Source organism: Marixanthomonas ophiurae (assembly GCF_003413745.1).
Lineage (GTDB): Bacteria > Bacteroidota > Bacteroidia > Flavobacteriales > Flavobacteriaceae > Marixanthomonas > Marixanthomonas ophiurae.
The window spans coordinates 16598-41836 of record NZ_QVID01000001.1; the positions used below are offsets into that span (position 1 = coordinate 16598).

Consider the following 25239-nt stretch of genomic DNA (forward strand, 5'->3'; position numbering starts at 1 on the left):
ATTTTACTGCTCAGTGAAACGTTTGGTGTCGATCTCTACACTAGGACTCATAGTACTAGACATATAGATGCTTTCTATATACACACCTTTTGCGGCCTGAGGCTTCAGTTTAACGAGTGTTGTTAATAATTCTCTTGCGTTTCCGGCAATTTTTTCGGCATCGAAAGATGCTTTTCCAATTGCTGCGTGTACAATACCAGTTTTCTCAACTTTAAAGTCAATTTTACCAGCTTTTACATCAGAAACTGCTTTAGCAACATCCATTGTTACTGTACCTGTTTTTGGGTTAGGCATTAATCCACGTGGTCCTAAAACTCGTCCTAATGGTCCTAATTTACCCATAACGCTTGGCATAGTTACAATAACGTCAACGTCTGTCCATCCCCCTTTAATTTTCTCGAGGTACTCATCTAATCCAACATAATCTGCTCCAGCTTCTTTAGCTTCAGCCTCCTTATCAGGAGTTACTAATGCCAACACCTTAACATCTTTACCAGTACCGTGTGGTAAGGTAACAACGCCACGAACCATTTGGTTTGCTTTACGTGGATCCACGTTAAGACGAACCGCAAGGTCTACAGAGGCATCAAAATTTACATTGGTGATTTCTTTTATTAAAGCAGAAGCTTCAGCTACAGTGTAGGATCTATCCTCTACTTTAAGCGTTGCTTCTTTTTGCTTTTTTGTTAATCTTGCCATTTTATAGATTCTTTTTCTTGATTAAAAAGGAGCAGCTCCTTTTACTTTCACTCCCATTGATCGTGCAGTACCAGCTACCATTCTCATGGCAGACTCAACAGTAAATGCATTTAAATCGGGCATTTTGTCTTCTGCAATAGCTCGAACTTGATCCCATGAAATAGATGCTACTTTTCTTGCGTGTGGCTCACCAGATCCTTTTTTGACCTTAGCAGCTTCAAGAATTTGTACAGCAGCGGGTGGGGTTTTAATAACAAATTCAAATGATTTGTCTTTATATACCGTAATCGCAACTGGCAACACTTTTCCTTGTTTATCTTGGGTTCTAGCATTAAATTGCTTACAGAACTCCATAATGTTCACACCGGCAGCACCTAAAGCTGGTCCTACTGGAGGCGACGGGTTAGCGGCACCACCTCGAACTTGCAACTTTACTACTTTATCTACTTCTTTTGCCATTGTTTTAATTTTACTGTGATTTTCTCTTTTATGGAAGCTAAAGAAAAAACCTATTTATATAGCGTGTAACAATTAAATTTTCTCTACTTGCATATAGCTTAATTCTAATGGTGTTTTTCTTCCGAATATTTTCACCATAACTTCAAGCTTGCGTTTTTCTTCGTTTATTTTTTCAACCGTACCGTTAAAGCCGTTGAAAGGACCGTCAATTACTTTTACAGTTTCACCAATTACAAAAGGAATGTTTACATTATCATCTTCTACAGCTAACTCATCTACCTTTCCTAACATTCTGTTTACTTCAGACTGTCTTAGCGGAACAGGATCCCCTCCTTTGGTTTCACCTAAAAAACCAATAACTCCATTAATTGATTTTATAATATGTGGTACTTCTCCAGCCAAACTCGCTTGAATCATAATATAACCTGGAAAAAAAACACGCTCTTTATTGATTTTTTTTCCATTACGAATTTGAATTACTTTCTCAGTAGGTACGAGAACTTGTTCAATATAGTCTTCAAGATTTAATCGTGTAATCTCAGTTTCGAGATACGACTTAATCTTATTTTCTTGTCCACTTACCGACCGGACTACATACCACTTTTTTGTACTCTTAGTTTCAGTCATAATTACGACTTGATCCATTCAAAATAAAATTCTATAACTCTACTAAACACCTTGTCAACACCAAAAACAAGTAATGCCAGTATAATTGAAAATACTGCCACAACAACTGTTAGTTTTTGTGCTTCTGACCAACTTGGCCAGGTTACGTGGTTTTTAAGTTCACTATAGGATTCTTTTATATAATTTACCATTATAATTGGTTTTAACCTATTTAGCACGGGCGGTAAGGATCGAACTCACGACCTTTGGTTTTGGAGACCACTGCTCTACCAGCTGAGCTACGCCCGTAAATAAAGGAATTCAATATCTATTATTTTATAGACTTAAACAATCCCCTTAATAAAAGCCAAGGCATCCACCTATGGTGGACACCTTTAGACTTTTCAAATTAACTTTATTTATAAAATTTCAGTTACCTGACCTGCACCTACAGTTCTACCACCTTCACGGATAGCGAAACGTAGTCCAACATTCATTGCGATAGGCTGGATAAGATCTACTGTAATTGTAAGGTTATCTCCTGGCATTACCATTTCTACACCATCAGGAAGATTAATTGTTCCTGTAACATCAGTTGTACGAACGTAGAACTGAGGACGGTAGTTATTATGGAATGGCGTGTGACGACCACCTTCTTCTTTTTTAAGGATATAAACCTCTGCTTTAAACTTATCGTGTGGAGTAACAGAACCCGGCTTACAGATTACCATACCTCTTGATATTTGAGACTTTTCAATTCCTCTTAATAAGATACCTACGTTATCTCCAGCTTCACCTCTATCAAGGATTTTACGGAACATCTCAACACCAGTAACAGTAGAAGAAAGTTTTCCTGCTCCCATACCAATAATATCAACAGCATCACCTGTGTTAGCAACACCTGTTTCTATACGTCCAGTTGCAACTGTACCACGACCTGTAATAGAAAATACATCCTCGATTGGCATCAAGAAAGGCTTATCTACATCACGTTCTGGCAATTCAATCCAGTTATCAACAGCTTCCATCAACTCCAAAACAGTGTCTGACCATTTTTGTTCTCCGTTCAACGCTCCAAGAGCAGAACCAGAGATTACAGGACCATTATCACCATCATATTCGTAGAAAGAAAGCAAGTCTCTTACTTCCATTTCAACTAATTCTAACAATTCTTCATCGTCAACTAAATCAACTTTGTTTAAGAATGTTACGATTTTTGGAATACCAACCTGACGTCCTAAAAGGATATGCTCACGAGTTTGTGGCATTGGACCGTCTGTTGCAGCAACAACCAAAATAGCACCGTCCATTTGAGCAGCACCAGTAACCATGTTCTTCACGTAATCCGCGTGACCAGGACAGTCAACGTGTGCGTAGTGACGATTAGCTGTTTGGTACTCTACGTGTGAAGAGTTAATTGTAATACCTCTTTCTTTTTCTTCAGGAGCATTATCAATTTGGTCAAAAGCACTAGCTTCTGAATAACCAGCATCAGCCATTACTTTAGTAATAGCAGCTGTCAAAGTTGTTTTTCCGTGATCTACGTGTCCAATTGTACCTATGTTTAAGTGAGGCTTCGACCGATCGTATGTTTCTTTTGCCATGTTGTATTAATTTAAATCTTAGTTATATATTAGTGTTCAATTTTAAACAAAGTTGAGCCAATGATGGGAATTGAACCCATGACCTCTTCCTTACCAAGGAAACGCTCTACCCCTGAGCTACACCGGCGTAAAGTGTTGAATCTACTCACCGAGACATCGCTCATGCAAGAGATTCCTGCCTTCGCAGGAATTTTAAGCGAGAGATCAGGTTTGCTTCGATACTTCGACAAGCTCAGCAAAATGCTTTGCTTAAGGCAAACTTTTCATTCGCTCAAAAAAGCTATTTCCAAAACACTAAACTGTTTTAAAAACAACTGTTTCTTTATTGAGCGGGAGACCGGGTTCGAACCGGCGACATTCAGCTTGGAAGGCTGACGCTCTACCAACTGAGCTACTCCCGCTTAATTTTTAATCTTTATACTTTCTGAAAAAGGAGTACAAAAATAAACATTTCAATATTTATTAGAACATAGTTTGAGTTAAATATTTTAAAAAACTCAACTAATGAATTACACCCAGCATATTTGCTTTGTAAATTCAGAAAAACGACTTAATAATTAAATCGTAGTGGGGAGAGCAGGATTCGAACCTGCGAAGTCGAAAGACAGCAGATTTACAGTCTGCCCTCGTTGGCCGCTTGAGTATCTCCCCAATGTTAAAAGAACTAATTTCTCTTGCTTTTCAAAGAGCCGATGGAGGGACTCGAACCCACGACCTGCTGATTACAAATCAGCTGCTCTAGCCAGCTGAGCTACATCGGCTTTGAAGCCCTTTTCTAAGTTGAAAATTCAACATAAAAAAGTCCGCTATTTCTAACGGACTGCAAATTTATATAAATTTATTATTTAAAAAAATATTTTATCAAAAAAGTTTAAGAAAAAGCTCTTTGTTTTTGTTTTCGTTTTTTTAATTGCCGCTGTAATGCATGCACACACTCATCTGTTCCCTCTTCAAAAGATTTGGCTTCCTTTTTGACTATCAGATCGTCACCAGGAATACTTAAGAGTATTTCTACATTTTTATTTTCTTTATCGCTGGTTTTTTGAACTTTTAAAAACACATCGGCATAAATTATACGATCATAAAATTGTTCTAGTTTAGAAAGTTTCTTTTCAATAAAATTGATAAGCTTACCATCTGCAACAAAATTTGGAGTTTGCACATTTACTTTCATAAGCGAAATTTTTAAGTTAATACTTATTTTGAATTGCGAGGATGTGAATTTTGGTACACTTGTTTTAGCCTTGCAATACTACTATGCGTATAAACTTGCGTAGAAGCCAAACTAGAATGCCCCAATAACTCTTTTACCGCGTTTAAATCTGCACCTTCGTTTAAAAGATGGGTAGCAAAAGAATGCCGCAGAATATGCGGACTTTTCTTTACCTTTTCAGACGCTTTACTAAAATAAGAATTTATCACCCGATAGACAAGCGTTTCATATATTTTAACGCCCTTAGTGGTCAATAATAAATAATCAGGATCTTTTATTTCTTCTAATTTTGATCGCTCAGCTTTATATTCTACAACTGTATTGATTACCGCTGCCAGTAATGGTATAATACGTTCCTTATTACGCTTTCCTAAAACCTTAATTGTTTTTGATGTTTCAGAAATAGCGCCAATTTTTAAATTTACTAACTCAGCCCGACGCATACCCGTAGTATAAAAAAGCTCGACAATTAATTTATTGCGAACGCCTTCAAACCCTTCGGCTTCTTGGAGCAATTGCAATACTTCGTTTATTTCTTTTTCTGAAAAAGGTACCTGTACTTTTTTTGCAGTTTTTAAAGCTCTGTGTTTAACTAAAGGGCTTACTTCAATTTGTTTTGTTTTCAGTAAAAACTTGTAGTAGGTTTTTAGCGAGGAAATTTTACGGTTTACACTTCGGTTAGAAACTCCGTTATTTACCAATGTAATAATCCAGCTCCGGATAATGGAATAATGTACTGTTGCAATTTCAGGATATTCAAATTCGGTAGAAGCAAATTCTAGAAAAGTTTCTAAATCTTTTTTATAGGCAGTGACGGTATGTGGAGAATACTTTTTCTCTAGAGATAAATAATCTATAAAGGCTGAAAAAGGCATGTTCGAGATACAAATTATAGGTTGTGTGAAGATACTGAAATTGCCTTTAACGAACTGAAATGAAATGCTATTTCATAAAAAAATCCGTTGGAAAATGCTTCCAACGGATGTATAGTTTAGAGTCGGCAGGAAATTCCTACCTCGCAAGAAAATTTAAATTTCTTCCTGATCTCTTAAGTTCTGAATATATTCGGCTTTCTGGATTTGCGCTCTGCGCTTAACAGATGGCTTCGTAAATTGTTGTCTTTTACGTAGCTGACGCATCGTTCCCGTACGGTCAAACTTACGCTTGAAACGCTTTAACGCTCTATCTATATTTTCGCCGTCTTTTACTGGTATTATTAACATAGTGTCATCACCTCCTCTCTTTAGATCGGCAAAGATACTATTTAATTTTAGATTGATGTATTACCAATTACGATTTTTTTTTACTCTTTAAATAACGAAGCTCTTTTACTTAAATCTTGAATAAGCTGTTCTTCTTCATTACTCTCTAACAACACATTGTAGTTTTTCCAGAATGTTGCGTTGTAAGGTCTGGTTACAAAAATATCGGAAGACCATTCGTTTTTCAACGCTTGCTCAACTTGTAATGGATCTTCAATTATTTCAGTAAAGAGGATTTCTTGTACAGTGTAATAAAATTGTTCTTCTTTATCAGCTTGGGCTTTTTCTTCATCTATTTTATCGGAAGATCGATTTCCTACCTGTACTAATTTTGGAGTTTCATAATACATATAACTAGGATACATTTTATCGTTATACTCTTTATAAGTAAGTTCTAGCTTATGGTTTACAAGCGTATCGAAAAGACTTTTACTCCTTCTTCTTTGTGCTGTAGAAGCTGCTATTAACTCATATTCTACCTTTTTAAAGGCGTAATTATCCCAATATATATATAACCATCCTTTTGGCTCGAATCCTTCGTTATAGATGTTTTTTGTGTTTAAGCCTACGTATTCTTCCCCTTTTAAAATTTTGATTTTATAGAGTTTTCTGTCATTATCTACCAAAACCGTATCAAGCTTAAATTGATGTGTTTTTAGCACATCTTTTCCAAAAAGCGCTCCAGTGACATTGGCATTCCTTACTAGGTTAAGCTTTCCTTTAAATAAGTTATCCATACCATTTACTCGCTCGTCATTCCATTTTATAGCTTTGACTAAAGAGGCTGTTTCAATCGTGTCGCGTCGTAACGTTTTTGAGCGTACTTTTACTTTGTGTTCATGGTATTTAAGATAGGACGTATACGCAAAGAGACTATCTACAGCCCTTAAATCATAACTCTTTCTAATTTCGTCTATGTTTACTTTTAGGTTGTTTTTAGCACCAGAAGCATAACTAGAGTCGTATAGAGTTAATGCTGCCTCAATAAGCCACTTAAACTCCTTTTTATTTCGCTCTTTATGTCTTAAAAAGCCTTTCTGTAAATAAGGCTGTTCTGGCAGATTATCAGGCAATTCCTCAATGGCACGTAGCACAATATCATTCCCTGTTTTAGGTCTTGTTTCAGCGATAATCATTACTTCGTCTAACGAGGCAATATCTTCTTCTAAAAAAACATCGACAGAACCATCAAACTCCTTTACTGAAATTTTATAGCTTTTAAACCCTATGGAAGAAATAACGAGCGTATCATTCACAAACTTTTGTGGCACGGTCAACGAGAACTTACCATCAGTATTTGTTATGGTTCCAATGGTTGAATTTTGAACATATACACTGGCACTCTCAATGGGCAACAATTGTGTGAAATCAACAACTTTCCCTTTAATTTCAGTTTGAGAAAATAGCTGCAAGCTTATAAAACAAATAGTGATACTAAAAAAGTATTTTAGAAATGATAAACGCATGATTGATGTTTCAATAAAGGTTAAGTCGCCGGTTTGTATTCTACTCCGTCCATCACCATTTTGGCAATAATTTCACGAAGTATCTCCGACGTACCTCCGCCGATTGGCCCCAATCTACTGTCACGTGCTAAACGGGCTAATGGATAGTCTTCCATATACCCATAACCTCCTAGAAACTGAAGGCAGTCGTACATCACCTCATCTGATACTTTAGTGGAAATCAACTTAGACATCGTGGCTTCTTTCACCACATATTCACCATCGTTAAGCCGTTTGGTGGTTACATAGTTAAACGTTTTACAAACTTCAACTTCGCTTGTTAATTGAGCTACTCTATGACGGAGTGCTTGAAACTTTGAAATAGATTTACCAAAAGCAACACGATCTTTCATATATTGAATAGTATACTCCAAAGCAAATTCGCTACGGGCGTGAGCGTTTACACCCATTATCAAGCGTTCTAATGCAAAATGCTGCATAATGTAAGGAAAGCCTTTATTTTCTTCGCCCATTAGGTTTTCGACAGGAATTTCTACATTATCAAAGGCAATTTCGCCCGTATCACTAGCTCTCCAACCTAGTTTATCTAATTTTGTGGATGATATGCCTTTAGTGTCGCGATCCATCACAAAAATACTGATACCTTTATTACCAAGCTCAGGAGACGTCTTTGCAGCCACTACTAGATAATCGCTATACACGCCATTAGTTATAAAAGTTTTGGAACCGTTGATAACATATTTATCTCCTTTTTTAACTGCTGTGGTTCGCATGCCTCCTACATCGCTACCCCCAAAAGGTTCAGTTATACAGAGACAGCCTATTTTTTCACCAGCAATACTAGGGGCTAAATACTTTTCTTTCTGCTCGTGGTTACCTTCTTTGTTTAAGTGCGTCTGTGCTAAATAAGCATGTGCCCACATAGCGGCTGCAAAACCACCAGAATTAACCTTCTGAAGTTCTTCTAGAAAAATCACTGTGTAAAATAGATCTAAATCTAAACCGCCATATTTTTCAGGATAGTTGATTCCGAAATAACCCATTTCACCAAATTTTTTCCAGATAAAACGCTCTATATCTCCTGTTTTTTCCCACTTTTCAATATGTGGTACTACTTCTTTCTGCAAAAAGTCTTGAAAGCTTTTTCTGAAAAAATCGTGTTCTTCTGTAAAGTACATGCTACTCATATATAATTGTTTCGTTTTTTATTGTTTTTCTTTGAAATGTATCTTATTTCTGCACTTCAAGGTATAGAATCCTTGATTACTCTGCATACAAATATAACTGAATTAGCTGTAACTTACTTTTTGAGAGCGCTTCAATTTTCTGTAATTCTGAAATGTCTGCTATAGTTTCTCTAAGTTTTCTATACTCCCAAATCTTTTTTGCCAATTCAAAAGAAACATTAGGTATGGTTGCAATATCAGATGCCGAAGCAGTATTAATGTTCATTTTTTTAATCTGCTTTGGTGTTTTTACGGTAAACTGAAGCAAAGCTCGTTTTACTACTGTTGCATCAAGTCCATACACATTATATAACTGTATATCGTCTGTAAACCCTCCTAACTTCTCCCTGTAGTTTACAATTCTGTCGCTGTATGCCTCCCCAATTCCGCTTACTTGCTGTAATTCTTTTTTGGTTGCTCTATTAAGGTCTATTTTTTGAGCGTAAGGTTTTTCGGCATTGTAATTAGTATAGTTTTCCTTTTTTGGTTTAGGGTTGGTAACCCACTCTGGAAATTTAAAGTAGGGGCTTATTTCAGCTAACAGCGAATCAGGAACTTGTGTTACTTTCTTAAAATCTGCTACAGAATTAATCCACTGATCCTTGCTTCGAAATTCTTTTAAACGATCATATTCTTCAGTAGAAAGACCAAGTGTATAGGCTTTATAATCGGTTATAAAATTGGGGTTAAACGGATAGATTTTTGGTTTTTTAGCTTCTGCTTCAGCAGCACGTAGCGAATCTAACTCTTCTTGTAATATTGCTATTTCTTCCGAAGCCGTATCAAATGTAGACTTCTCGGAAAAATCCATAAAATAATATACACTTAGCAAACCAAGTATTAGCAATACTAAAAGCAAAACCCCACTCCGTTGAGTTCTATTGAACGTGAAGTGGGGTTTTAGTTTCATATTAAATATAGTTTATTCAGTCTTTCTCACATCTTTACTGTCGTGATCAATATCGGCATTCATTTTACCAATTTTAATGGCGTTAAAATATTTTTTAAGTTCATCTCTAACTTTAGGCGAAAGCAGCACCAAACCAATAATATTGGGGAATGCCATTGCAAAGATCATCGCATCAGAGAAATCGATTACTGCTCCTAAACTAGAAGCTGAACCTATTACTAAAAATACTAAAAATAATATTTTATAGGTAGTATCAGAAGCTTTTCCTTTTCCGAAAAGATATTTCCAAGACTGTAAACCATAGTACGACCAAGAAATCATGGTGGAAATAGCAAATAATACAACAGCTATTGTCAATACTATTGAGAAGTATGGAATAGCAGAGTCAAACGCTACCGATGTTAAATCAACACCATTAATAGGTGTATTGGTTGCGTTTAACATTACGTTACTGTCCGCATCTAAATTTCCGTAGGTAAATAAATTATGTTTTGCATTAGTGATGATGATTACTACCGCTGTCATAGTACAGATAATAACCGTATCAACAAATGGCCCAAGTAAAGCTGTTAGTCCTTCACTAGCAGGATACCTTGTTTTCACAGCAGAGTGTGCAATCGCAGCCGAACCTACACCAGCTTCATTAGAGAATGCTGCTCGTTGAAAACCAACAATTATTACCCCAACAACACCTCCAAAAGCGGCATTTGGGTTAACTGCACCATCCCATATTTGATTAGCTGCAAATGGAATCATATCATAGTTTATACCAATAATAATAGCTCCGGCCAATACATAAACAATAGCCATAAATGGCACTACTTTTTCGGTAACCGAACCAATACGCTTAATTCCTCCTATAATTACAAGCCCTACAATAACTGCCATTACTAAACCGCAATATAAACCTGCGTTTCCGTAACCTTCGCCTGTCCAACCCATCATTTGTGTAAACTGAGATGCCGCTTGGTTAGATTGGAACATATTTCCACCACCAAACGATCCTCCAATACACATAATGGCAAAGAATACCGCCAATACTTTACCAAATCCAGACATTTTAAGTTCTTTCAGTCCTTTTGAAAGGTAATACATAGGACCACCATAGGTTTTTCCATCTTCATCTACTTCACGGTATTTTACACCTAAGGTACATTCAACAAATTTTGAAGCCATACCAAATAGACCCGCTACAATCATCCAAACGGTAGCACCAGGACCACCAATTGCAATTGCAACGGCCACACCGGCTATGTTACCAAGCCCAAAAGTTGCAGACAATGAAGCCGTTAACGCCTGAAAGTGTGTTACTTCTCCTGGAACTTCCCCTTTAAGGTGTACCGTGTCTTTAATTTGACCATCTTCTACTGTTATATCATCTCCAGCAGGTACGTGATGGTCTAAATCGTCATACTTACCCCAAGCTGTTTTTATCGCTGTTTTAACATACCGTAAGTTAACTCCTTTAAAATACAGGGTAAAAAAGATAGCACCTAATAGTAAAAGTATGATCACTATTGGCAACTCTTTTCCTGCGATTACAACAGGGTAAAAGATGACCTTTACAATAGGTTCTGTGTGTTCTCCAAAAGCTTCGTTTATAGATTCTCCAATGCTTTTTTCTATCTGAGCGTATGTTAATAATGGGGTTAAAATTGTAAATAGGGAAAGAAGTATCTTCTTCATTTTCGTTTTTAGTTAATTACTATTCGCTTGAAAAAATTTGTTTTGGCAATATGCTAAAAAAAATGGCGTATTTCAAACATTTACACGTTAAAAAATTAACAGTTCCTTAAACATTGTATAACTTTTTTAGGTTTTTAATTTGATCAGGTCTTCCAATTAATATTAAACTAGAACCTTTTTCAAGTTTCATAGATGGCTCAGGATTAACAATATATTCTCCTCCTGAAGCTTTATACCCTATTACTGAACAGCCTGTTTTATTACGTATATCCAGTTCTAATATTGCTTTTTGATTACCATCTGGGCACACGTTTTCAAAAGGTATTTGCTCTACATTAATACTATCTTTCTCCCCTGAAACCGAAAGGTTATCCAGAAACTCAACCAAATCTGGGGTCACCACCAAATTTGCCATGTGGTCACCACCTATTTTGTCGGGCATGATTACGTTATCTGCTCCTGCTAGTTTTAGTTTTTGGTAGCTAGTTTCTTCACTAGCCCGACTTATTATTTTTAATTCTGGATTCATCTGCCTTGCAGAAAGCACAATAAAAAGGTTATCAGCATCACTAGGTAATGCACAAATTATAGTAGACGCCTTTTCAATTCCAGCTTGTAGTAATACTTCATCTTCATTAGCGTTTCCGGTTATAAATAACATTTCGGTTTCAAAAAAACGCTCTACTATTTGTTCGTCAATTTCAACAACTACAAATTCTTTTTTATAATCATCTAATTTTTCTATAGCTTGCTTTCCGTTACGTCCATAGCCACAAACTATCACATGATTTCGCAATAAATCTATTTTTTTTTGCACTCTCTTTTGTTTTAAATTCCCGATGTTATTTTTACTTAAAATATATTCTGTTATTACTGAAATGGCATAACCCACTATAAATATACTCGAAAGTATGAGAAGAGAAGTGAACATTTTTTCAAAAGGCCCTAACGGGCGTACTTCTTGAAACCCCACCGTAGTGATGCTTATCACGGTCATATAAATGGCATCAATCCATGTATAACCAGAAAAAAATCTAAAAACCAATATTCCTATTGAAAAAACAAAAATTAAAAGAAAGACCGCTCCGTATATTTTTGAATTGACTAATCTTTTCATCCCTATAAATTATATAATAAAGCGGAAGATAAAATACCTAAATTATTGATTATCATCTGATTTTCACTTTTTTTAAAGACATCTTATAAATCGAAAACCGAGGTTCGTTTAGCGTACACCAAATCTTTTAAACGTAACCAAAAAGCAAATGTTACATAAATTGCAAACCCTACGCCTAATGTTGCAAAGGAAAGGTAGATAAAAAAAAGTCGTACATTTTTCACCCGCATTCCTAGGCGATCGGCCAAGCGTGAACTTACGTAAAAGCCACGTTTTTCAAAAAAATACCGTATGCGGTATACTGATTTTAACATACTTGCAAAATACTATTTTTTCGCTACATTCTTAAAGCTAGAATGTAATCATGCCAAATTAAGTTTTGTTTAGAGATAAAACGGCATTCCCTACCGCGCATTGTAAACACTTTACTTTATCACAATATTCATTTTTTAATTGAAGTAAACCCTGCGAATCTAATGCGGTCTTTGCACTTGGTTTTAAAGCATTAAACTTTTTAATAATACTGTTTTCTTCCTTATCTATGGAAGAAGCAAGCTGAATAATCTCTTCGGAAATGTCCTTTTTAGTATAATTAGCATAACAAAACTGTAAAGGAATCACCGTATTGATAAGCAGTAAATCGATAAATGCTTTGGTTAATTTCTTTTTTCGTTTTGCAGATGTAACTCCAAAATTATAATGTGTATTCCAATATTCAGATGCAGTGACATCCAAAATCTCATAAAACGTTGACTTTCTGAAGTGGAAATGAATTTTGAAAACAATTGCTTTTGCTCTCGATAGAGCATCGCCAATTGCGATAAACGAATCGTAGGGAAATTTGGCGGCCGTAACCTGAAATATTTGGGTGTTACTACCTCAGCATTTGAAAGATGAAACTTATGCGCTAAATAACTGTATGTTTTGTGAAGCTCTTTAAAGTAAGAGTCTTCATTACTCGTACCCAACAAACCTGCCTGTCCTAAAAGTAAAGCTTCCAATTCCAATGGTTTTTCCGCACACTTTTTTATTATAGAAAAATCAATCGATTGTGCTACGCTATAAAAAGAGTCCCCATTCACTTTTAAACCAAAATTCTTTGCAAGCAATTTAAACAAAACAGCTTCCCAGTGATTGTTGGACGTTTTTAGTTCTTTTAAAATCAACTTAGATTTTTGTTGAAGTCGTTCAAAGTATAATCGTTCTAACCAGTTGGTTATAGTGAAATCATCAACCTTTGAAAAATCTTGCTCACAAGGAATCCATTGATTTCTTTTCGAAACTAGTTTCCGGTACTTTTGTAACGTGTAATTGCTTATAACATTCTTAATCTCTACTGTTGGAATCGATGAATCATCTTTCGTAAAAACCTCAGCATCGTGTTCCCAGACCACATGGAGAATCACCGAATCGTACGCCCTATCTTTTTCGTGGTGATGCGCATACCAATCTGAAGATTTTACATGAATTTCAACATTTCCTGCCCATAATTGATTTCCTAATGAAAGTTTCGAATTAAAAAAATCAGGTCCGGAATCATGATTATGTTGCCCAACTGAAATTACCTTTACGGGTTGTCCTTCCGTAGTTTTTAATTGGGTGGTGGTAAATTTCTGAAACTTCCACACGTAATGCAGAAAATCTTCTTTCATGATTTGAAAAAGTTACGGGGAGTTTCAGTAACGAATATACACTTTATTATGAAGCTGTACTATCTGAGCTTTTTCCGGAGTCTTCAGGAATGGTATCGGTAAACAAAACCCGATGCCATTTATAAAGCCTTCTGTTTAAGACAATGTAACGCATAATTCCAATACCTAAAAAGACGATACACACTACTAGAGCGACATACCCTAGCCACCGAATACTTTGAAAATCTTTAAGTCCTAGCAAAGCCAAGCCACCTAACAATAAGTATAAAGATGCTTTTATATAAGCTAAGAGTGTTCGTTCGTTCGCAAGCTTGGTACGCTCTAAAGCGAGTATTTCGCGCGTGTTTACAGGCACTGGTTTGGTGCGTAAATATTTAAACAATTTTTGTGCTTCGCGTTTCATGACTCTCTAAAAGTAAAAAAATCCCGCTCCAAATGCAATGGAACGGGATGTATAAAATATTTTTTTTCTGAAAAGCCTACTCGATAAACCCTTGCTCACGCATCCAATCGTCATTATATATTTTGGCTACGTAACGACTTCCATGGTCGTGAAATAAAACAACTACCACATCATCTTTGGTAAATTCTTTTTTTAACTGAAGCAAGCCTTTCATAGCTGCCCCAGCAGAATTTCCTAGAAACATACCTTCTATTTCAGCTAATTTACGTGTATAAACTGCAGCATCTTTGTCGGTTACTTTGGTAAAACCATCAATTATATCAAAATCTACATTGGCTGGTAGAATATCTTCCCCAATCCCTTCGGTGATGTATGGGTAAATTTCGTTTTCGTCAAACTCTCCGGTTTCATGGTATTTTTTAAAAACGCTTCCGTAGGTATCAATTCCCCAAATTTTGATATCTGGATTTTTCTCTTTTAGATATTTCCCAACGCCGCTAATAGTTCCACCAGTTCCAACACCCACTACAAAGTGTGTAATTTTCCCTTCGGTTTGTTCCCAAATTTCAGGTCCGGTGCTTTCGTAATGCGCTTTGGCATTGCTTGGGTTGTCATACTGATTTACATACCAACTATTTGGAGTTTCCTCAGCTAAACGTTTAGAAGTAGAGTAATACGAACGTGGATCATCTGGTTCTACATCGTTTGGGCAAACCACTACCTCACTTCCTACAGCTCGTAGAATGTCCATTTTTTCTTTACTCTGCTTGTCACTGATAACGCAAACCATTTTATAACCTTTCACGATTGCTCCCAGCGCCAAGCCCATTCCTGTGTTTCCTGAAGTTCCTTCAATGATTGTTCCGCCAGGTTTTAAGCGACCATCTGCTTCGGCTTCTTCAATCATTTTTACTGCCATTCGGTCTTTTACCGAATTACCAGGATTAAATGTTTCGTATTTTGCAAGGACTAAAGCAGGGATTTCTTCCGCTAGTTTATTAATTTTCACCAACGGCGTATTACCTATAGTCCCCAATATATTTTCTGAGTATTTCATAGCTGTTTTTTATGCAGGGCAAAGGTACGGTTTAGCCAAATGAACTACAAGACTTTATATTATTCAAACCGAATGGCTTTTACTGGAGAGATTTTAGCAATGATATAAGATGGTATTAACAACATTAATAAACATAAAATAAACGTACCACCATTCAACAATAAAATGTACCCAGCATCAATATAGACAGGTGCTTCGGTAACATAATACGTGTCTGGGTTTAGTGGAAATAGTTTAAAATATTTTTGAAGAAATAAAAGTCCTAATCCTATCAAGTTTCCCCAAAACAACCCTACACCAATTAGGTACATGGCGTTATAAATAAACACTTTTCGCACACTCCAATCGTTGCTTCCCAATGCTTTTAAAATACCTATCATTTGGGTGCGCTCTAAAATTAACACCAGTAAAGCAGTAATCATATTAATTCCTGCTACTAAAATCATGATTCCAATTATAAGAAAAATATTGAAATCAAACAGATCGAGCCATTCAAAGATAGCTCCATATTTTTGTCGAATTGTCTGAGTATCGAGTGTACTGGCAGTCTCGTTATATACCGCATTTCCTACCTCTTGAATATTATCAAAGTCATCAACAAAGACTTCAAAAGCACCTATTTGGTCATCGTCCCATTTGTTAAGGCGTTGAATGTGGCGTATATCAGTTATTAAATATTGCTCATCAAACTGCTGGAAACCGCTATTATAGATTCCTACTATTTTTAAACCAAGACTTCGTGTTTTCTTATTTTCAGCATCTTGTAAAAAGAACGTATTTACTCGGTCGCCAACTTTAAAAGCTAATCGATTGGCTAGGTATTGTGATAGTAGAATTTCATCATTTAAATTTTCAGAATAATTGGGCAACCTACCTTCAATTAAAAAATCACTGAAAGCATTCCAGTTATAATCATCACCAACCCCTTTTACCACAATACCTTCAAAATTTTCGGCAGTTCGAATTACCCCACCTTTTAAAGCAGTAACTTGTATATGGTCAATACCGTCCACACTTGAAAAGTTAGGATAAAAATCTTGGTTTTTTGAAATAGGAATTTGCGAGTCGTTGGAGAAATTAGTGTCAAAATTGGTAATAATAATATCTCCGTTAAAAGCAGAAACTTTTTCACGAATTTTTTCCTGAAGCCCAACTCCAGTAGCAATAGAAACCAGCATCATAATAATTCCAATAGCAATTGCTGTGATGGCAATTTTTATTATTGGTGCCGAAATACTACTTTTATAGTCCTTGGAAGCAATTATGCGCCGGGCGATGAAAAATTCGAAATTCACAAATTGGGTTATGCAGTTATTAGTATTCAAAAATACAGTTTTCATTCTGCTTTTCAGTTTTTTTTCCTGCGGAACTTCAGTTACCGAAAAAGAGCCTGTAAAACAAAGTACACTTGATCAATATATTGAAGTAGGGGCAGATATAAAAGAAGATAACGATAGGGACTTAGAACGAAGGAGAAAAAGAGCAGAAAAAAACAAGAAATATGAAATTGAAGTAGGAAGCTTAAAAACAGAAGACGGAATGCTTGCAGAAAAGTCTATTGTAGTAGGAGCAGATCAGTTTTCATTGTATTCTGAGTTATTAAAAAACAAATCGGTTGGTGTGGTTGCCAATCAAACTTCGAGAGTGGATAACAATTCTAAGCACTTAGTAGATTTTTTAGTTTCTGAAAATATCAATTTAAAAAAAGTATTTGCCCCCGAACATGGGTTCCGAGGAAAAGCAGATGCCGGCGAAGTAGTTAAAGACGGCGTTGATACCAAAACAGGCTTGCCTATTATTTCACTTTACGGAAAAAACAAAAAACCATCTTCTACACAAATAGAAGGAATTGATATCATGATTTTTGATATTCAAGATGTAGGCGCTCGATTTTACACCTATATTTCCACTTTACATTACGTAATGGAAGCCTGTGCTGAAGCAGGTATTCCTGTGCTTATTTTAGATAGACCTAACCCTAATGGACATTACATAGACGGTCCTGTTTTAGAACCAGAGCACTCTAGTTTTGTAGGCATGCACCCTGTGCCAGTTGTTCACGGAATGACGATTGGCGAATATGCTCAAATGATTAACGGTCAAGGATGGCTAGAAAACAATATAAAAGCGGAACTTCAAATAATTAAAGTTAAGAATTACAACCACCAAAAAGCATATTCGTTACCCGTAAAGCCGTCTCCTAACTTACCAAACGATACAGCCATTAGCCTCTACCCAAGTCTCTGTTTTTTTGAAGGAACCATTGTTAGCGCCGGTCGTGGTACCGATATGCAGTTTCAGGTTTTTGGTGCACCATCGCTGCCTTCAAAATTTTATCCTTTTACATTTACGCCACAAGCTAATGATGGATCGAAATACCCCAAATTTAAAGGTGAAACTTGCAATGGATTAGATCTTCGGAAGCATAAAAATTTAGACAAATTAAATTTGGAATGGCTTATTGAAGCGTATGTAGGCTATGGAAAGAAAAAAGACTTTTTCAATAACTTTTTCACCAATCTTGCCGGTACAACCAAATTACAAAAACAAATAGAGAACGGTTATACCTATCGCGAAATAAGAGCCACTTGGCTTCGTGATTTAGAAAAGTATGATGCTATGCGGAAGCAATACATGCTTTATGAATAAAAAACAACTTCTCTTTAATTAGGAACCATATTTTAATATATTTTAGTAAAAAAACACACACGATTTGAAACTACAAATACCTCTTCTCTTCTTTTTAGTAAGTATAATATTATATTCTTGTGAACCAGAAATTAAAGAAAACGAGCGGACTGCCATTCAAGGTACTGTTATAGATTTTGAAGGAAATACGATTCCCAATATTCCCATAAAGGTTAAAACCCAAAACTTGCTATTGGGAGAAGGCACTACTGATAACATTGGAAGTTTTAAATTTACTTCTCTACAATCCAAATTTGATGAATTAAGTATTAATGTGAATACAGAAGGCGGTAATTCTTCCTTTGGGACATATTCTATTATTTATAGCAAAAAGCCACTTCAACAAGGTTATAATCTTTCAGATATCACCTTGCGTAGAAAAGCAACGCTTGCTTTCAATATTGAAAAAACCAGTAGCGAAAACAATACACTAAATTGGTCCCTTCAATACACCGAACCCTTTTGTGAAGTGTATAATGACGAAGAAACCAGTCAAAATACAAGTCGATGCTACGAAACCACCTCTTTAATTGAGGTTTTAGATACTACAAACCCAAATTTTGAATCTGAAATTTTTTCAGTACAAAACTCAACTGTCCAATTTACGTATCAACTTAATGATGCGGAACCTCAAACTATTTTAATAGAACTTACTGAAGCAACCAATTTCTATGAATTTGAATATTAAGCTACTTTTAATTGCTCTATGCGTTGGTTTTATCACCGTTACCAATGCCCAAGAAGAAGAGAAAACTCTAGAACAAAAAAGTGATATTGTACAAGACGATCATTACGCTATGTTTAAAATTGGTTATTATAATCCAATTGCTATAGGAGATAATTTTGCAAATGAAGCACTTGAACAAAAAGGTGGCGTAGAGTTTTCTTTTTTAGCGAATCTTTTTGATACCCCTTTTTTAATTGGGCTGCAATACAACTATTTCCACAGTAATGTAACAAACCAACAGTTAGTTGGCGCATATAACGACTCAAAGATTCATTCCTTTGGACCGCTTTTAGGATACCAAATTCTGTATACCAATACGTGGCGCGCAAATATAGCTTCTGGTGTAGGCATAACACATTATCACAACAGAAACCCAAGTGATCATTTTAACGACACTGCAACTACATTGTGGGTAATCCCGAGTTTAAGTTATCATTTCAACAAAACTGTAGGAGTTTATTTCTCAAGTTCTTATCGAAGAGACTTTATGAATATTAAAACCCCTGCGCAATTAGACTCATTTTTTAAGTCGGCCAATTACGTAAGTTTTAGCCTGGGGCTCCATATACTTATTTAACTAAGGTAAACGTTTTTTCATTTCTTCTACAATATTGAACGCTGCAGGGCAAATAGCTACGTTTTTTAGCGTTAAATTTGAAATCTGCTGAAACTTCTTCCGGTCTGTATGCGGAAACTCCTTGCAGGCTTTTGGACGCACATTGTAAATACTGCAGTAATTATCTGCCCCTAAAAACGTACATGGAACACTTTGCAACACATAATCGTTCTCTTCATCTATCTGTAAATAGGTTTCAATAAATTTACTAGGTTTCATCTTAAAATGTTTGGCGATACGTCCAATATCTTTCTGTGTAAAAAGTGGCCCCGTGGTTTTGCAGCAATTGGCGCACGTAAGACAATCGGTACGATCAAACTCTTCGGTATGCAATTCCTGCATTAGCGAATCTAAATTTTTAGGTGGTTTACGCTTCAGTTTTTTAAAGAACTTTTTGTTCTCGTTATGTGTATCTTTGGCGCGTTGCGGGAGTTGTTTCAGGATTTCTTCCATAGCAATGGCAAAAGTACGAAATCGAGTTACGAGGCACGATTTTCGAAGTACGATTTTTGAAATAAAAACTCATAGTTCAAAACCGAAAAATTATTTATGACCGATATTATAGGCACCGCACTGCTTGATTATTATCACGGGAAGTATACCGAAGATATCCTAACCGAAACCAATATTACCGAAGAAGATGTCATGCCTCTTCCCTACTTATTCCGAAGTTATGCTGAAATGCCACAAGTTGAACAAAAAGCGCTCGATTTGTCATATGGAAAAACATTAGATGTGGGTTGTGGTGCAGGAAGCCATTCGCTACACCTTCAGGAACAGGAATTAAAAGTAACCGCAATTGATACTTCAAAAGGAGCTGTTGAGGTCTGTAAACTTAGAGGCGTTGATTATGTGGAGCAGATTGATTTACTTGAGCTAGAAAATAAAAAATTTGATACCATTCTATTATTAATGAACGGTACCGGGATATTTCAGAAATTAGAATTTGTTTCAAAATATCTTCAAAAATTAAAGTCGTTACTTACTTCCAAAGGGCAAATTTTAATTGACAGCAGTGATTTAAAATATCTTTGGGACGCTGCGGAAGATGAAGGTGTATTTCATTCAGAAGCAAATTATTACGGAGAGTTGGAGTTTGTGATGAAATACAAAGGGGAGGAAAGTGCTCCATTTAGTTGGATTTACTTAGATGAAACACTTTTCAAAAAAAAGTGTCACGAGAATGAATTTAACTTTGAAATTGTGCATAGAGGAAACCATCACGACTATTTGGCAAAACTCACCAATGAATAAAACATAATATATTGAAAGGTTTTTCAAACTATTTCGGCTACATACTGAAATACGAGTAAAAGCGTTAAAATAAAGCTACCCATTTTTAAAATATTCATTTTAAGGGTATGTTTGCTAAAAATATTAATGATTACACTATGAAATTTTCCCTTACTACCCTATTCCTTTTCTTTTTTTCAATGCTTTTATTTATTGGCTGTAAGGATGATGACTCAGATAGTGTAAATGATCCTACCGCTGAAAACAAAAAATCTTTAGGAACTTCGGCAGAAGATATACTTTCCAACGATATTTATAATAGCCTGACCCTTGAATTTGTTTACGCAAATGGTTTTGGACCTACAGAAGAAACCAAACTTGCAATAACTTCTTTTTTAAACGAACGCGCTACAAAGCCCAATGGTATTATAATTAAAGAAACCGTCATTGAAACACCAACTGGTGCTCCTTTTGATATTGATGAAGTAAAGGAAATTGAGGAGAACAACAGAACTGCTTTTACAACTGATGATGATTTGGCCGTATATGTTTTCTTTTCCAATGGAAATTCGAACAAAGACACTGATAAAACTGTAACATTAGGATCGGCTTACCTTAACACGTCTATTGTAATTTACAAAAAAACACTTCAAGACTTAATTGACAACAATCAAGGATCGGACTTGACAACTCTAGAAATCACGACCCTACAACACGAATTTGGACATATTTTAGGACTTGTAAATATTACCGATGACGATATTCATCCTGAAAACCATGAGGACACAGACAATTCTCGCCATTGTGTAATTGAAGATTGTTTAATGTATTTTCAAGCTACTAATACCGGGCGTAGAGAAGTGGCGCGTTTTTTACAAGGTAGAGCAACGGTACCTGAACTAGACCCACTTTGCATTGCCGATTTACAAGCAAAAGGAGGGAAATAGCTTCAGGCAAAATTTTAAAAGTTGTGAAATAAGAATTAGAATGTCGCTAAAGTCTTTTCACAATAATGTTGCTTTATTCTAAATCATTCACAACCTATAATACGCTCTACGCCTTAAGACTTATTCTTCTTCTGAACTAAATTCTTTTTTACCATTTATAAACGTAGCTAATACTTTGGTGTTAGGAATACTATCCTCTTCTACTTTCATGATATCTCTATCTAATACTGTAAAATCAGCAAATTTACCTTCTTCAATACTACCTTTCTCAGTTTCCTCAAAGTTAGAATACGCTGCCCAAATGGTCATTCCTTTTAAGGCTTCTTCTCTAGACAAAGCATCTTTTTTCTGAAAGCCATTTTCAGGATAGTGTTTTAAATCTTTTCTAGCAACAGCGGCATAAAAAGTATACATTGGGTTTACTTTTTCAACAGGGAAATCTGTTCCTAAAACAACAATTCCTGCTTTATCCAACAATGTTTTATAGGCGTATGCTCCTTTTATTCTTTTGGACCCTATTCTGTCTTCTGCCCAATACATATCGCTAGTAGCATGTGTTGGTTGTACAGATGGGATAATATTTTTTGAAAATTTATCAAAATCTTTTTCAGTTACAATTTGAGCATGTTCTATTTTCCACCTAGCATCGGTTTTACCTTTTAAAGCAGTTTCATAAGCTCTTAAAACTGAAATATTAGCCGAATCACCAATGGCATGTGTATTCATTTGAAAATCTGCTGTAGCAATTTTATCGGCAAGTGTTTGTAAACTATCCGCCGGTGTTATCATAGCCCCAAAATGTCCTGGCATATCGCTATATGAGTTTCGCATAGCTGCTCCTCTAGAGCCTAAAGCCCCATCTGCATACACCTTTACTGATCGAACATTTAGCCGATCGGTTTTAACTTTTCCATTGTTCAAATAATAGTCTAAGTTCTTAGGCTTATTACTTACCATTGCATATACACGCAATGCCATACTATCACGTCGCTGTAAACTATCTATTAATTGTATTACTTCTTTATCTAGCCCTGCATCATTAACAGTGGTCAGCCCCATTTCAAGACAAATACGTTCGGCATCTAGTAATGCTTGCTTATTGTAACCTCTATTCTGTTTAGGGAAGGATTCTTCAACCAAACTCATAGGACTATCTACTAAAATTCCAGTAAGCTTCCCGCTTTCTACACCAATGACACCTCCGTCCATTTTAGTTTCAGTTGTAATACCTGCCAATTCTAAAGCTTTACTATTTACAATCATTGCATGACCGTCGATTCTAGTAAGCGCTACAGGAGTTTCAGGAAAAAGGGAATCTAACTCTTTATTGGTTGGAAACTTTTTTTCTTCCCAATCGTTTTGATCCCAACCGCGACCTATAATATAGTTTTTACTTTTTTCTTTCTGAAATGTTATAACTCGCGCCAAAACCTCATCATAACTAGTGGTTTCAGTTAGATCTACATCTTGCAGATTTAACCCTAATCCATATAAGTGAGCGTGTCCATCAATTAAGCCAGGTACAATTGTTTTTCCTTTGGCGTCGTATGTTTCAGCAATGTTATATTTTAACTCTAATTCAGGTTTTATGCCTATTTCTAATATTTTCCCGTTTTTAACTATAAAAGCATTTTCGGTGTCAAAATTTTCATTCACTGTATAAATAGTGGCATTTTTCACCAAAAGGTCTGCCGGTATTTTCTCCGGAGCACAAGCAATTAATAAACATAAAAGAAAGAGTGGGAATATTTTTTTCATAATCTATTTTTAAAATATGCTGCAAAAATAAAGAAAGCAACTGAAAATGTAGCTGCTTTCTTTATTTTGAAATTTTATATAACTATAAAATAAGTTTTCAGGTTTAATGTAGAGGAACTACCAATCAAATTTATAGGTAGCACCTAATAAAGCTTGAATTCCTTGTACGGGATAATTAAGCCATTTTTCATAATTATCACTCAACAAGTTGCTTCCTTTGGCAAAAACAGATAACCGTTCGTTAATGTTGTAACCAAGATGAATATTTGCATCTAAATAGCCATCTAATGTTCTTTCTCCAAATAATTGAGGTTCAAAAGGCATGATACGATTAGAATACAAGTCTTTACGCTCACCTACGTAAAACAAAGAAGCGCCTCCGTACAATTGTTCGGTAATATTGAAATTTGAGAACAAGGATGCTTTCAGCTCTGGAAGATTCCATGGTTGGGCTTCATTGGTTGTATCATAGCTAAAATATTCACCAGTTACTCCTAATGAAAAAGTATTGCTAACATCTATTTTTAATTCTCCAAAAACAGAAAGGGTGTTTACATCATCATATACCACATTAAAAGAGTTTCCATATTCATACCCTTCTCCTGTGGTTGCTCCTGTGGTGAATTGATTGGCTTTAAATAAAGCTTTATTTTCATCTTTTCCATAGGAAGCGCGAACGTTATAACCTACCGAATTAGATAGCTTCCCTTTTAAACCAGCAAAGCCTTCGTACAACTGACTTGTTGGTGCTATGAATAAGGTAGGCGACACATACGGATTGATTTCCTTGAAATCGTAATAGGTGTTTTGTTTTAAATCGCCTTCTGCCCCACCGTACACAATTAATAATTCATCTACCAAACGATACGAAGCATTAATTCGCGGATAAATAAAGAAATCCGTTTCACTATTTTCTGTATCTAAACTTACATAAGCGGCTGCCCCTAAGGAAACCGACAAATCTTCGTTTACATATACCAAAGAAGGTATCACCCCTGCGTTTAAATAGCTATAATCAATCCCCTCGCAAGAAAGGTAGCCTTTATCAAAACTTCCACTTAGGTAATCCACATCACCATCTACTTTTAAGGTTAAATCTGCTAATGGAAATGAAAATTCAGGTTGCGCATTGATATTAATTTCAGAAGAAGAAAATGCATCGCCTGTGTATCGAATATTGGCTGTAGCTTTTTCAAAAAACGAATCATCTACCGAAATACTTCCGCCTACATATCCACTATAATATTGTTGTTGTGGGTCTATTTCAGAACCAATTGTTTCAAAGTTTTGTGTATAAAAATCATTTAGTCCATACCAATTAAAAAGTTGATGTTCAACTCCTGCATCCAACTTATAGCTTGTATACCGTTGACGGCTGCTGTAATTAGCATCCAGTTTGGTGTCGTAGTATTTGTTTTCTAATAACACACCGTCTATATCGCCTTGTGAGGAATTATGCCGAAAATAAAACCCTGCATTATCGGTTCGGCTTAATTGAAAATTGCTGTACAATTCACCTAAAATAGAAGTGTAGTTACCAAATCCTAATGTTGCGTAATTATCATATAGTTTAATTGGCTCAGCTTTTTCAACCGTTTCTGCTTTTCCTTTGGCAGGGGTAAAAGTGGATGCTACGGGAACCGAAAAAATCTCGTATTTCACTTCTTTCTTTTGCGTAGTAACCGAATCGTTTAAAACCGGTGTTTCTTTTACTTTAAAGGCATCAGAAATCGTCGGCGTGTATGGTTTTACAATGTTGACCACTTCGGTGTCTAAATCGTTTTCTTGCTCTTCGCCGTCTTTATCCTGAGCAACAGCAGATAGTGAAGAACACATTAGTGCGGCTAAAAAAAGTAGGTTTCTTTGTGTTTCTGAAAACGGACTCTTATAATTTTTCAATAAAGTCATAA

At 35.8% G+C, this 25239-nt stretch carries 25 protein-coding genes, 5 tRNA genes and 1 pseudogene; 5 read left to right on the forward strand and 26 right to left on the reverse strand.

Annotated features, from left to right (window positions below; all coding sequences use genetic code 11):
• Positions 1-3: 3 nt before the first annotated feature.
• The 23 genes and pseudogenes from rplA to DZ858_RS00155 form a co-directional block, all read right to left on the reverse strand.
• Complete coding sequence (rplA, locus tag DZ858_RS00045; protein ID WP_117157548.1) at positions 4-699, reverse strand: 50S ribosomal protein L1; 696 nt, start codon at positions 697-699, stop codon at positions 4-6.
• 21 nt (positions 700-720) lie between these two features.
• Complete coding sequence (gene rplK, locus DZ858_RS00050; protein ID WP_117157549.1) at positions 721-1158, reverse strand: 50S ribosomal protein L11; 438 nt, start codon at positions 1156-1158, stop codon at positions 721-723.
• Positions 1159-1230: 72 nt separating this feature from the next.
• Positions 1231-1785: a transcription termination/antitermination protein NusG gene (nusG, locus tag DZ858_RS00055; RefSeq protein ID WP_117157550.1), complete on the reverse strand. Its 555-nt coding sequence runs from the start codon at positions 1783-1785 to the stop codon at positions 1231-1233.
• A 2-nt stretch (positions 1786-1787) separates the two neighbouring features.
• Positions 1788-1976 carry a preprotein translocase subunit SecE gene (gene secE / locus DZ858_RS00060; protein ID WP_117157551.1) on the reverse strand — a complete coding sequence of 63 codons (189 nt, stop codon included), beginning with the start codon at positions 1974-1976 and terminating at the stop codon, positions 1788-1790.
• A gap of 24 nt (positions 1977-2000) precedes the next feature.
• Positions 2001-2073, reverse strand: a tRNA-Trp gene (locus tag DZ858_RS00065).
• A gap of 110 nt (positions 2074-2183) precedes the next feature.
• Entirely contained in the window at positions 2184-3368 is a 1185-nt protein-coding gene (gene tuf / locus DZ858_RS00070) for an elongation factor Tu (RefSeq protein ID WP_117157552.1), read from the reverse strand.
• Positions 3369-3423: 55 nt separating this feature from the next.
• Positions 3424-3495, reverse strand: a tRNA-Thr gene (locus DZ858_RS00075).
• 201 nt (positions 3496-3696) lie between these two features.
• Positions 3697-3769: transfer RNA gene (locus DZ858_RS00080), tRNA-Gly, on the reverse strand.
• 167 nt (positions 3770-3936) lie between these two features.
• A tRNA-Tyr gene (locus DZ858_RS00085) sits at positions 3937-4019 on the reverse strand.
• Between the two features lie 36 nt (positions 4020-4055).
• Positions 4056-4129 (reverse strand) — tRNA-Thr (locus DZ858_RS00090).
• A gap of 110 nt (positions 4130-4239) precedes the next feature.
• Positions 4240-4542 carry a ribosome hibernation-promoting factor, HPF/YfiA family gene (hpf, locus tag DZ858_RS00095; RefSeq protein WP_117157553.1) on the reverse strand — a complete coding sequence of 101 codons (303 nt, stop codon included), beginning with the start codon at positions 4540-4542 and terminating at the stop codon, positions 4240-4242.
• Between the two features lie 23 nt (positions 4543-4565).
• Complete coding sequence (locus DZ858_RS00100; protein ID WP_117157554.1) at positions 4566-5456, reverse strand: tyrosine-type recombinase/integrase; 891 nt, start codon at positions 5454-5456, stop codon at positions 4566-4568.
• Positions 5457-5609: 153 nt separating this feature from the next.
• Positions 5610-5804, reverse strand: coding sequence for a 30S ribosomal protein S21 (gene rpsU / locus DZ858_RS00105; RefSeq protein WP_117157555.1), 195 nt, complete (start codon positions 5802-5804; stop codon positions 5610-5612).
• A gap of 80 nt (positions 5805-5884) precedes the next feature.
• Positions 5885-7309 carry a carboxypeptidase-like regulatory domain-containing protein gene (locus DZ858_RS00110; RefSeq protein WP_117157556.1) on the reverse strand — a complete coding sequence of 475 codons (1425 nt, stop codon included), beginning with the start codon at positions 7307-7309 and terminating at the stop codon, positions 5885-5887.
• Between the two features lie 20 nt (positions 7310-7329).
• Positions 7330-8496: an acyl-CoA dehydrogenase family protein gene (locus tag DZ858_RS00115; RefSeq protein WP_117157557.1), complete on the reverse strand. Its 1167-nt coding sequence runs from the start codon at positions 8494-8496 to the stop codon at positions 7330-7332.
• Positions 8497-8572: 76 nt separating this feature from the next.
• A complete protein-coding gene (locus DZ858_RS00120; RefSeq protein WP_117157558.1) occupies positions 8573-9445 on the reverse strand; it encodes a ComEA family DNA-binding protein in 873 nt (290 codons plus the stop codon).
• Between the two features lie 12 nt (positions 9446-9457).
• Positions 9458-11131, reverse strand: a complete 1674-nt coding sequence (locus DZ858_RS00125; RefSeq protein WP_117157559.1) for an alanine/glycine:cation symporter family protein — start codon at positions 11129-11131, stop codon at positions 9458-9460.
• Positions 11132-11237: 106 nt separating this feature from the next.
• Positions 11238-12248, reverse strand: coding sequence for a potassium channel family protein (locus DZ858_RS00130; protein ID WP_117157560.1), 1011 nt, complete (start codon positions 12246-12248; stop codon positions 11238-11240).
• A gap of 83 nt (positions 12249-12331) precedes the next feature.
• The gene (locus DZ858_RS00135; protein ID WP_117157561.1) at positions 12332-12562 is read right to left on the reverse strand and encodes a PspC domain-containing protein; all 231 of its coding nucleotides are present in this window, start codon (positions 12560-12562) and stop codon (positions 12332-12334) included.
• 58 nt (positions 12563-12620) lie between these two features.
• Positions 12621-13900 (reverse strand): annotated as a pseudogene (locus DZ858_RS00140) (DUF2851 family protein).
• 46 nt (positions 13901-13946) lie between these two features.
• Positions 13947-14303 (reverse strand): DUF202 domain-containing protein, encoded by a 357-nt coding sequence (locus DZ858_RS00145; protein WP_117157562.1) that lies wholly within the window; start codon positions 14301-14303, stop codon positions 13947-13949.
• A 76-nt stretch (positions 14304-14379) separates the two neighbouring features.
• A complete protein-coding gene (locus DZ858_RS00150; RefSeq protein WP_117157563.1) occupies positions 14380-15360 on the reverse strand; it encodes a PLP-dependent cysteine synthase family protein in 981 nt (326 codons plus the stop codon).
• 59 nt (positions 15361-15419) lie between these two features.
• Positions 15420-16655, reverse strand: a complete 1236-nt coding sequence (locus DZ858_RS00155) for an ABC transporter permease (RefSeq protein ID WP_117157564.1) — start codon at positions 16653-16655, stop codon at positions 15420-15422.
• Positions 16656-16665: 10 nt separating this feature from the next.
• On the opposite strand from DZ858_RS00155, the gene DZ858_RS00160 reads away from it, so the two are divergent.
• The 3 genes from DZ858_RS00160 to DZ858_RS00170 all read left to right on the forward strand — a co-directional run bounded on the left by DZ858_RS00160 (position 16666) and on the right by DZ858_RS00170 (position 19352).
• Positions 16666-18009 (forward strand): exo-beta-N-acetylmuramidase NamZ family protein, encoded by a 1344-nt coding sequence (locus DZ858_RS00160; protein ID WP_117159465.1) that lies wholly within the window; start codon positions 16666-16668, stop codon positions 18007-18009.
• A gap of 64 nt (positions 18010-18073) precedes the next feature.
• Positions 18074-18736, forward strand: a complete 663-nt coding sequence (locus DZ858_RS00165; RefSeq protein WP_117157565.1) for a carboxypeptidase-like regulatory domain-containing protein — start codon at positions 18074-18076, stop codon at positions 18734-18736.
• Positions 18720-19352 carry a hypothetical protein gene (locus DZ858_RS00170; protein WP_117157566.1) on the forward strand — a complete coding sequence of 211 codons (633 nt, stop codon included), beginning with the start codon at positions 18720-18722 and terminating at the stop codon, positions 19350-19352. Before DZ858_RS00165 ends, DZ858_RS00170 begins: the two co-directional genes overlap by 17 nt.
• Here DZ858_RS00170 and DZ858_RS00175 read toward each other — a convergent pair whose 3' ends face one another.
• Entirely contained in the window at positions 19353-19844 is a 492-nt protein-coding gene (locus DZ858_RS00175) for a YkgJ family cysteine cluster protein (protein WP_117157567.1), read from the reverse strand. It lies immediately after the preceding gene.
• Between the two features lie 96 nt (positions 19845-19940).
• Between DZ858_RS00175 and DZ858_RS00180 the strand changes: the two genes are divergently transcribed.
• Both DZ858_RS00180 and DZ858_RS00185 read left to right on the forward strand, forming a co-directional pair.
• Positions 19941-20645: a class I SAM-dependent methyltransferase gene (locus DZ858_RS00180; protein ID WP_117157568.1), complete on the forward strand. Its 705-nt coding sequence runs from the start codon at positions 19941-19943 to the stop codon at positions 20643-20645.
• 137 nt (positions 20646-20782) lie between these two features.
• On the forward strand, positions 20783-21571 hold the full coding sequence (locus tag DZ858_RS00185; RefSeq protein ID WP_147309548.1) for a hypothetical protein: 789 nt from the start codon (positions 20783-20785) through the stop codon (positions 21569-21571).
• 120 nt (positions 21572-21691) lie between these two features.
• Here the strand turns inward: DZ858_RS00185 and DZ858_RS00190 are convergent, their stop codons facing one another.
• Together DZ858_RS00190 and DZ858_RS00195 are read right to left on the reverse strand one after the other, a co-directional pair.
• Positions 21692-23329, reverse strand: coding sequence for an amidohydrolase (locus DZ858_RS00190; protein WP_117157570.1), 1638 nt, complete (start codon positions 23327-23329; stop codon positions 21692-21694).
• 117 nt (positions 23330-23446) lie between these two features.
• Positions 23447-25237, reverse strand: a complete 1791-nt coding sequence (locus DZ858_RS00195; protein ID WP_239990688.1) for a TonB-dependent receptor — start codon at positions 25235-25237, stop codon at positions 23447-23449.
• Between the last annotated feature and the right edge of the window lie 2 nt (positions 25238-25239).

Excerpts from the sequence above, each read along its gene's own strand:
- tuf (WP_117157552.1), bottom strand. The coding sequence starts at position 3,368 with ATGGCAAAAGAAACATACGATCGGTCGAAGCCTCACTTAAACATAGGT.
- DZ858_RS00170 (WP_117157566.1), top strand. The coding sequence starts at position 18,720 with ATGAATTTGAATATTAAGCTACTTTTAATTGCTCTATGCGTTGGTTTT.
- DZ858_RS00110 (WP_117157556.1), bottom strand. The coding sequence starts at position 7,309 with ATGCGTTTATCATTTCTAAAATACTTTTTTAGTATCACTATTTGTTTT.
- DZ858_RS00100 (WP_117157554.1), bottom strand. The coding sequence starts at position 5,456 with ATGCCTTTTTCAGCCTTTATAGATTATTTATCTCTAGAGAAAAAGTAT.
- secE (WP_117157551.1), bottom strand. The coding sequence starts at position 1,976 with ATGGTAAATTATATAAAAGAATCCTATAGTGAACTTAAAAACCACGTA.
- DZ858_RS00115 (WP_117157557.1), bottom strand. The coding sequence starts at position 8,496 with ATGAGTAGCATGTACTTTACAGAAGAACACGATTTTTTCAGAAAAAGC.
- rpsU (WP_117157555.1), bottom strand. The coding sequence starts at position 5,804 with ATGTTAATAATACCAGTAAAAGACGGCGAAAATATAGATAGAGCGTTA.
- nusG (WP_117157550.1), bottom strand. The coding sequence starts at position 1,785 with ATGACTGAAACTAAGAGTACAAAAAAGTGGTATGTAGTCCGGTCGGTA.
- DZ858_RS00150 (WP_117157563.1), bottom strand. The coding sequence starts at position 15,360 with ATGAAATACTCAGAAAATATATTGGGGACTATAGGTAATACGCCGTTG.
- DZ858_RS00120 (WP_117157558.1), bottom strand. The coding sequence starts at position 9,445 with ATGAAACTAAAACCCCACTTCACGTTCAATAGAACTCAACGGAGTGGG.
- DZ858_RS00160 (WP_117159465.1), top strand. The coding sequence starts at position 16,666 with ATGCAGTTATTAGTATTCAAAAATACAGTTTTCATTCTGCTTTTCAGT.
- DZ858_RS00175 (WP_117157567.1), bottom strand. The coding sequence starts at position 19,844 with ATGGAAGAAATCCTGAAACAACTCCCGCAACGCGCCAAAGATACACAT.
- DZ858_RS00125 (WP_117157559.1), bottom strand. The coding sequence starts at position 11,131 with ATGAAGAAGATACTTCTTTCCCTATTTACAATTTTAACCCCATTATTA.
- rplK (WP_117157549.1), bottom strand. The coding sequence starts at position 1,158 with ATGGCAAAAGAAGTAGATAAAGTAGTAAAGTTGCAAGTTCGAGGTGGT.
- rplA (WP_117157548.1), bottom strand. The coding sequence starts at position 699 with ATGGCAAGATTAACAAAAAAGCAAAAAGAAGCAACGCTTAAAGTAGAG.
- DZ858_RS00195 (WP_239990688.1), bottom strand. The coding sequence starts at position 25,237 with ATGACTTTATTGAAAAATTATAAGAGTCCGTTTTCAGAAACACAAAGA.
- DZ858_RS00145 (WP_117157562.1), bottom strand. The coding sequence starts at position 14,303 with ATGAAACGCGAAGCACAAAAATTGTTTAAATATTTACGCACCAAACCA.
- hpf (WP_117157553.1), bottom strand. The coding sequence starts at position 4,542 with ATGAAAGTAAATGTGCAAACTCCAAATTTTGTTGCAGATGGTAAGCTT.
- DZ858_RS00130 (WP_117157560.1), bottom strand. The coding sequence starts at position 12,248 with ATGAAAAGATTAGTCAATTCAAAAATATACGGAGCGGTCTTTCTTTTA.
- DZ858_RS00185 (WP_147309548.1), top strand. The coding sequence starts at position 20,783 with ATGAAATTTTCCCTTACTACCCTATTCCTTTTCTTTTTTTCAATGCTT.
- DZ858_RS00180 (WP_117157568.1), top strand. The coding sequence starts at position 19,941 with ATGACCGATATTATAGGCACCGCACTGCTTGATTATTATCACGGGAAG.
- DZ858_RS00190 (WP_117157570.1), bottom strand. The coding sequence starts at position 23,329 with ATGAAAAAAATATTCCCACTCTTTCTTTTATGTTTATTAATTGCTTGT.
- DZ858_RS00135 (WP_117157561.1), bottom strand. The coding sequence starts at position 12,562 with ATGTTAAAATCAGTATACCGCATACGGTATTTTTTTGAAAAACGTGGC.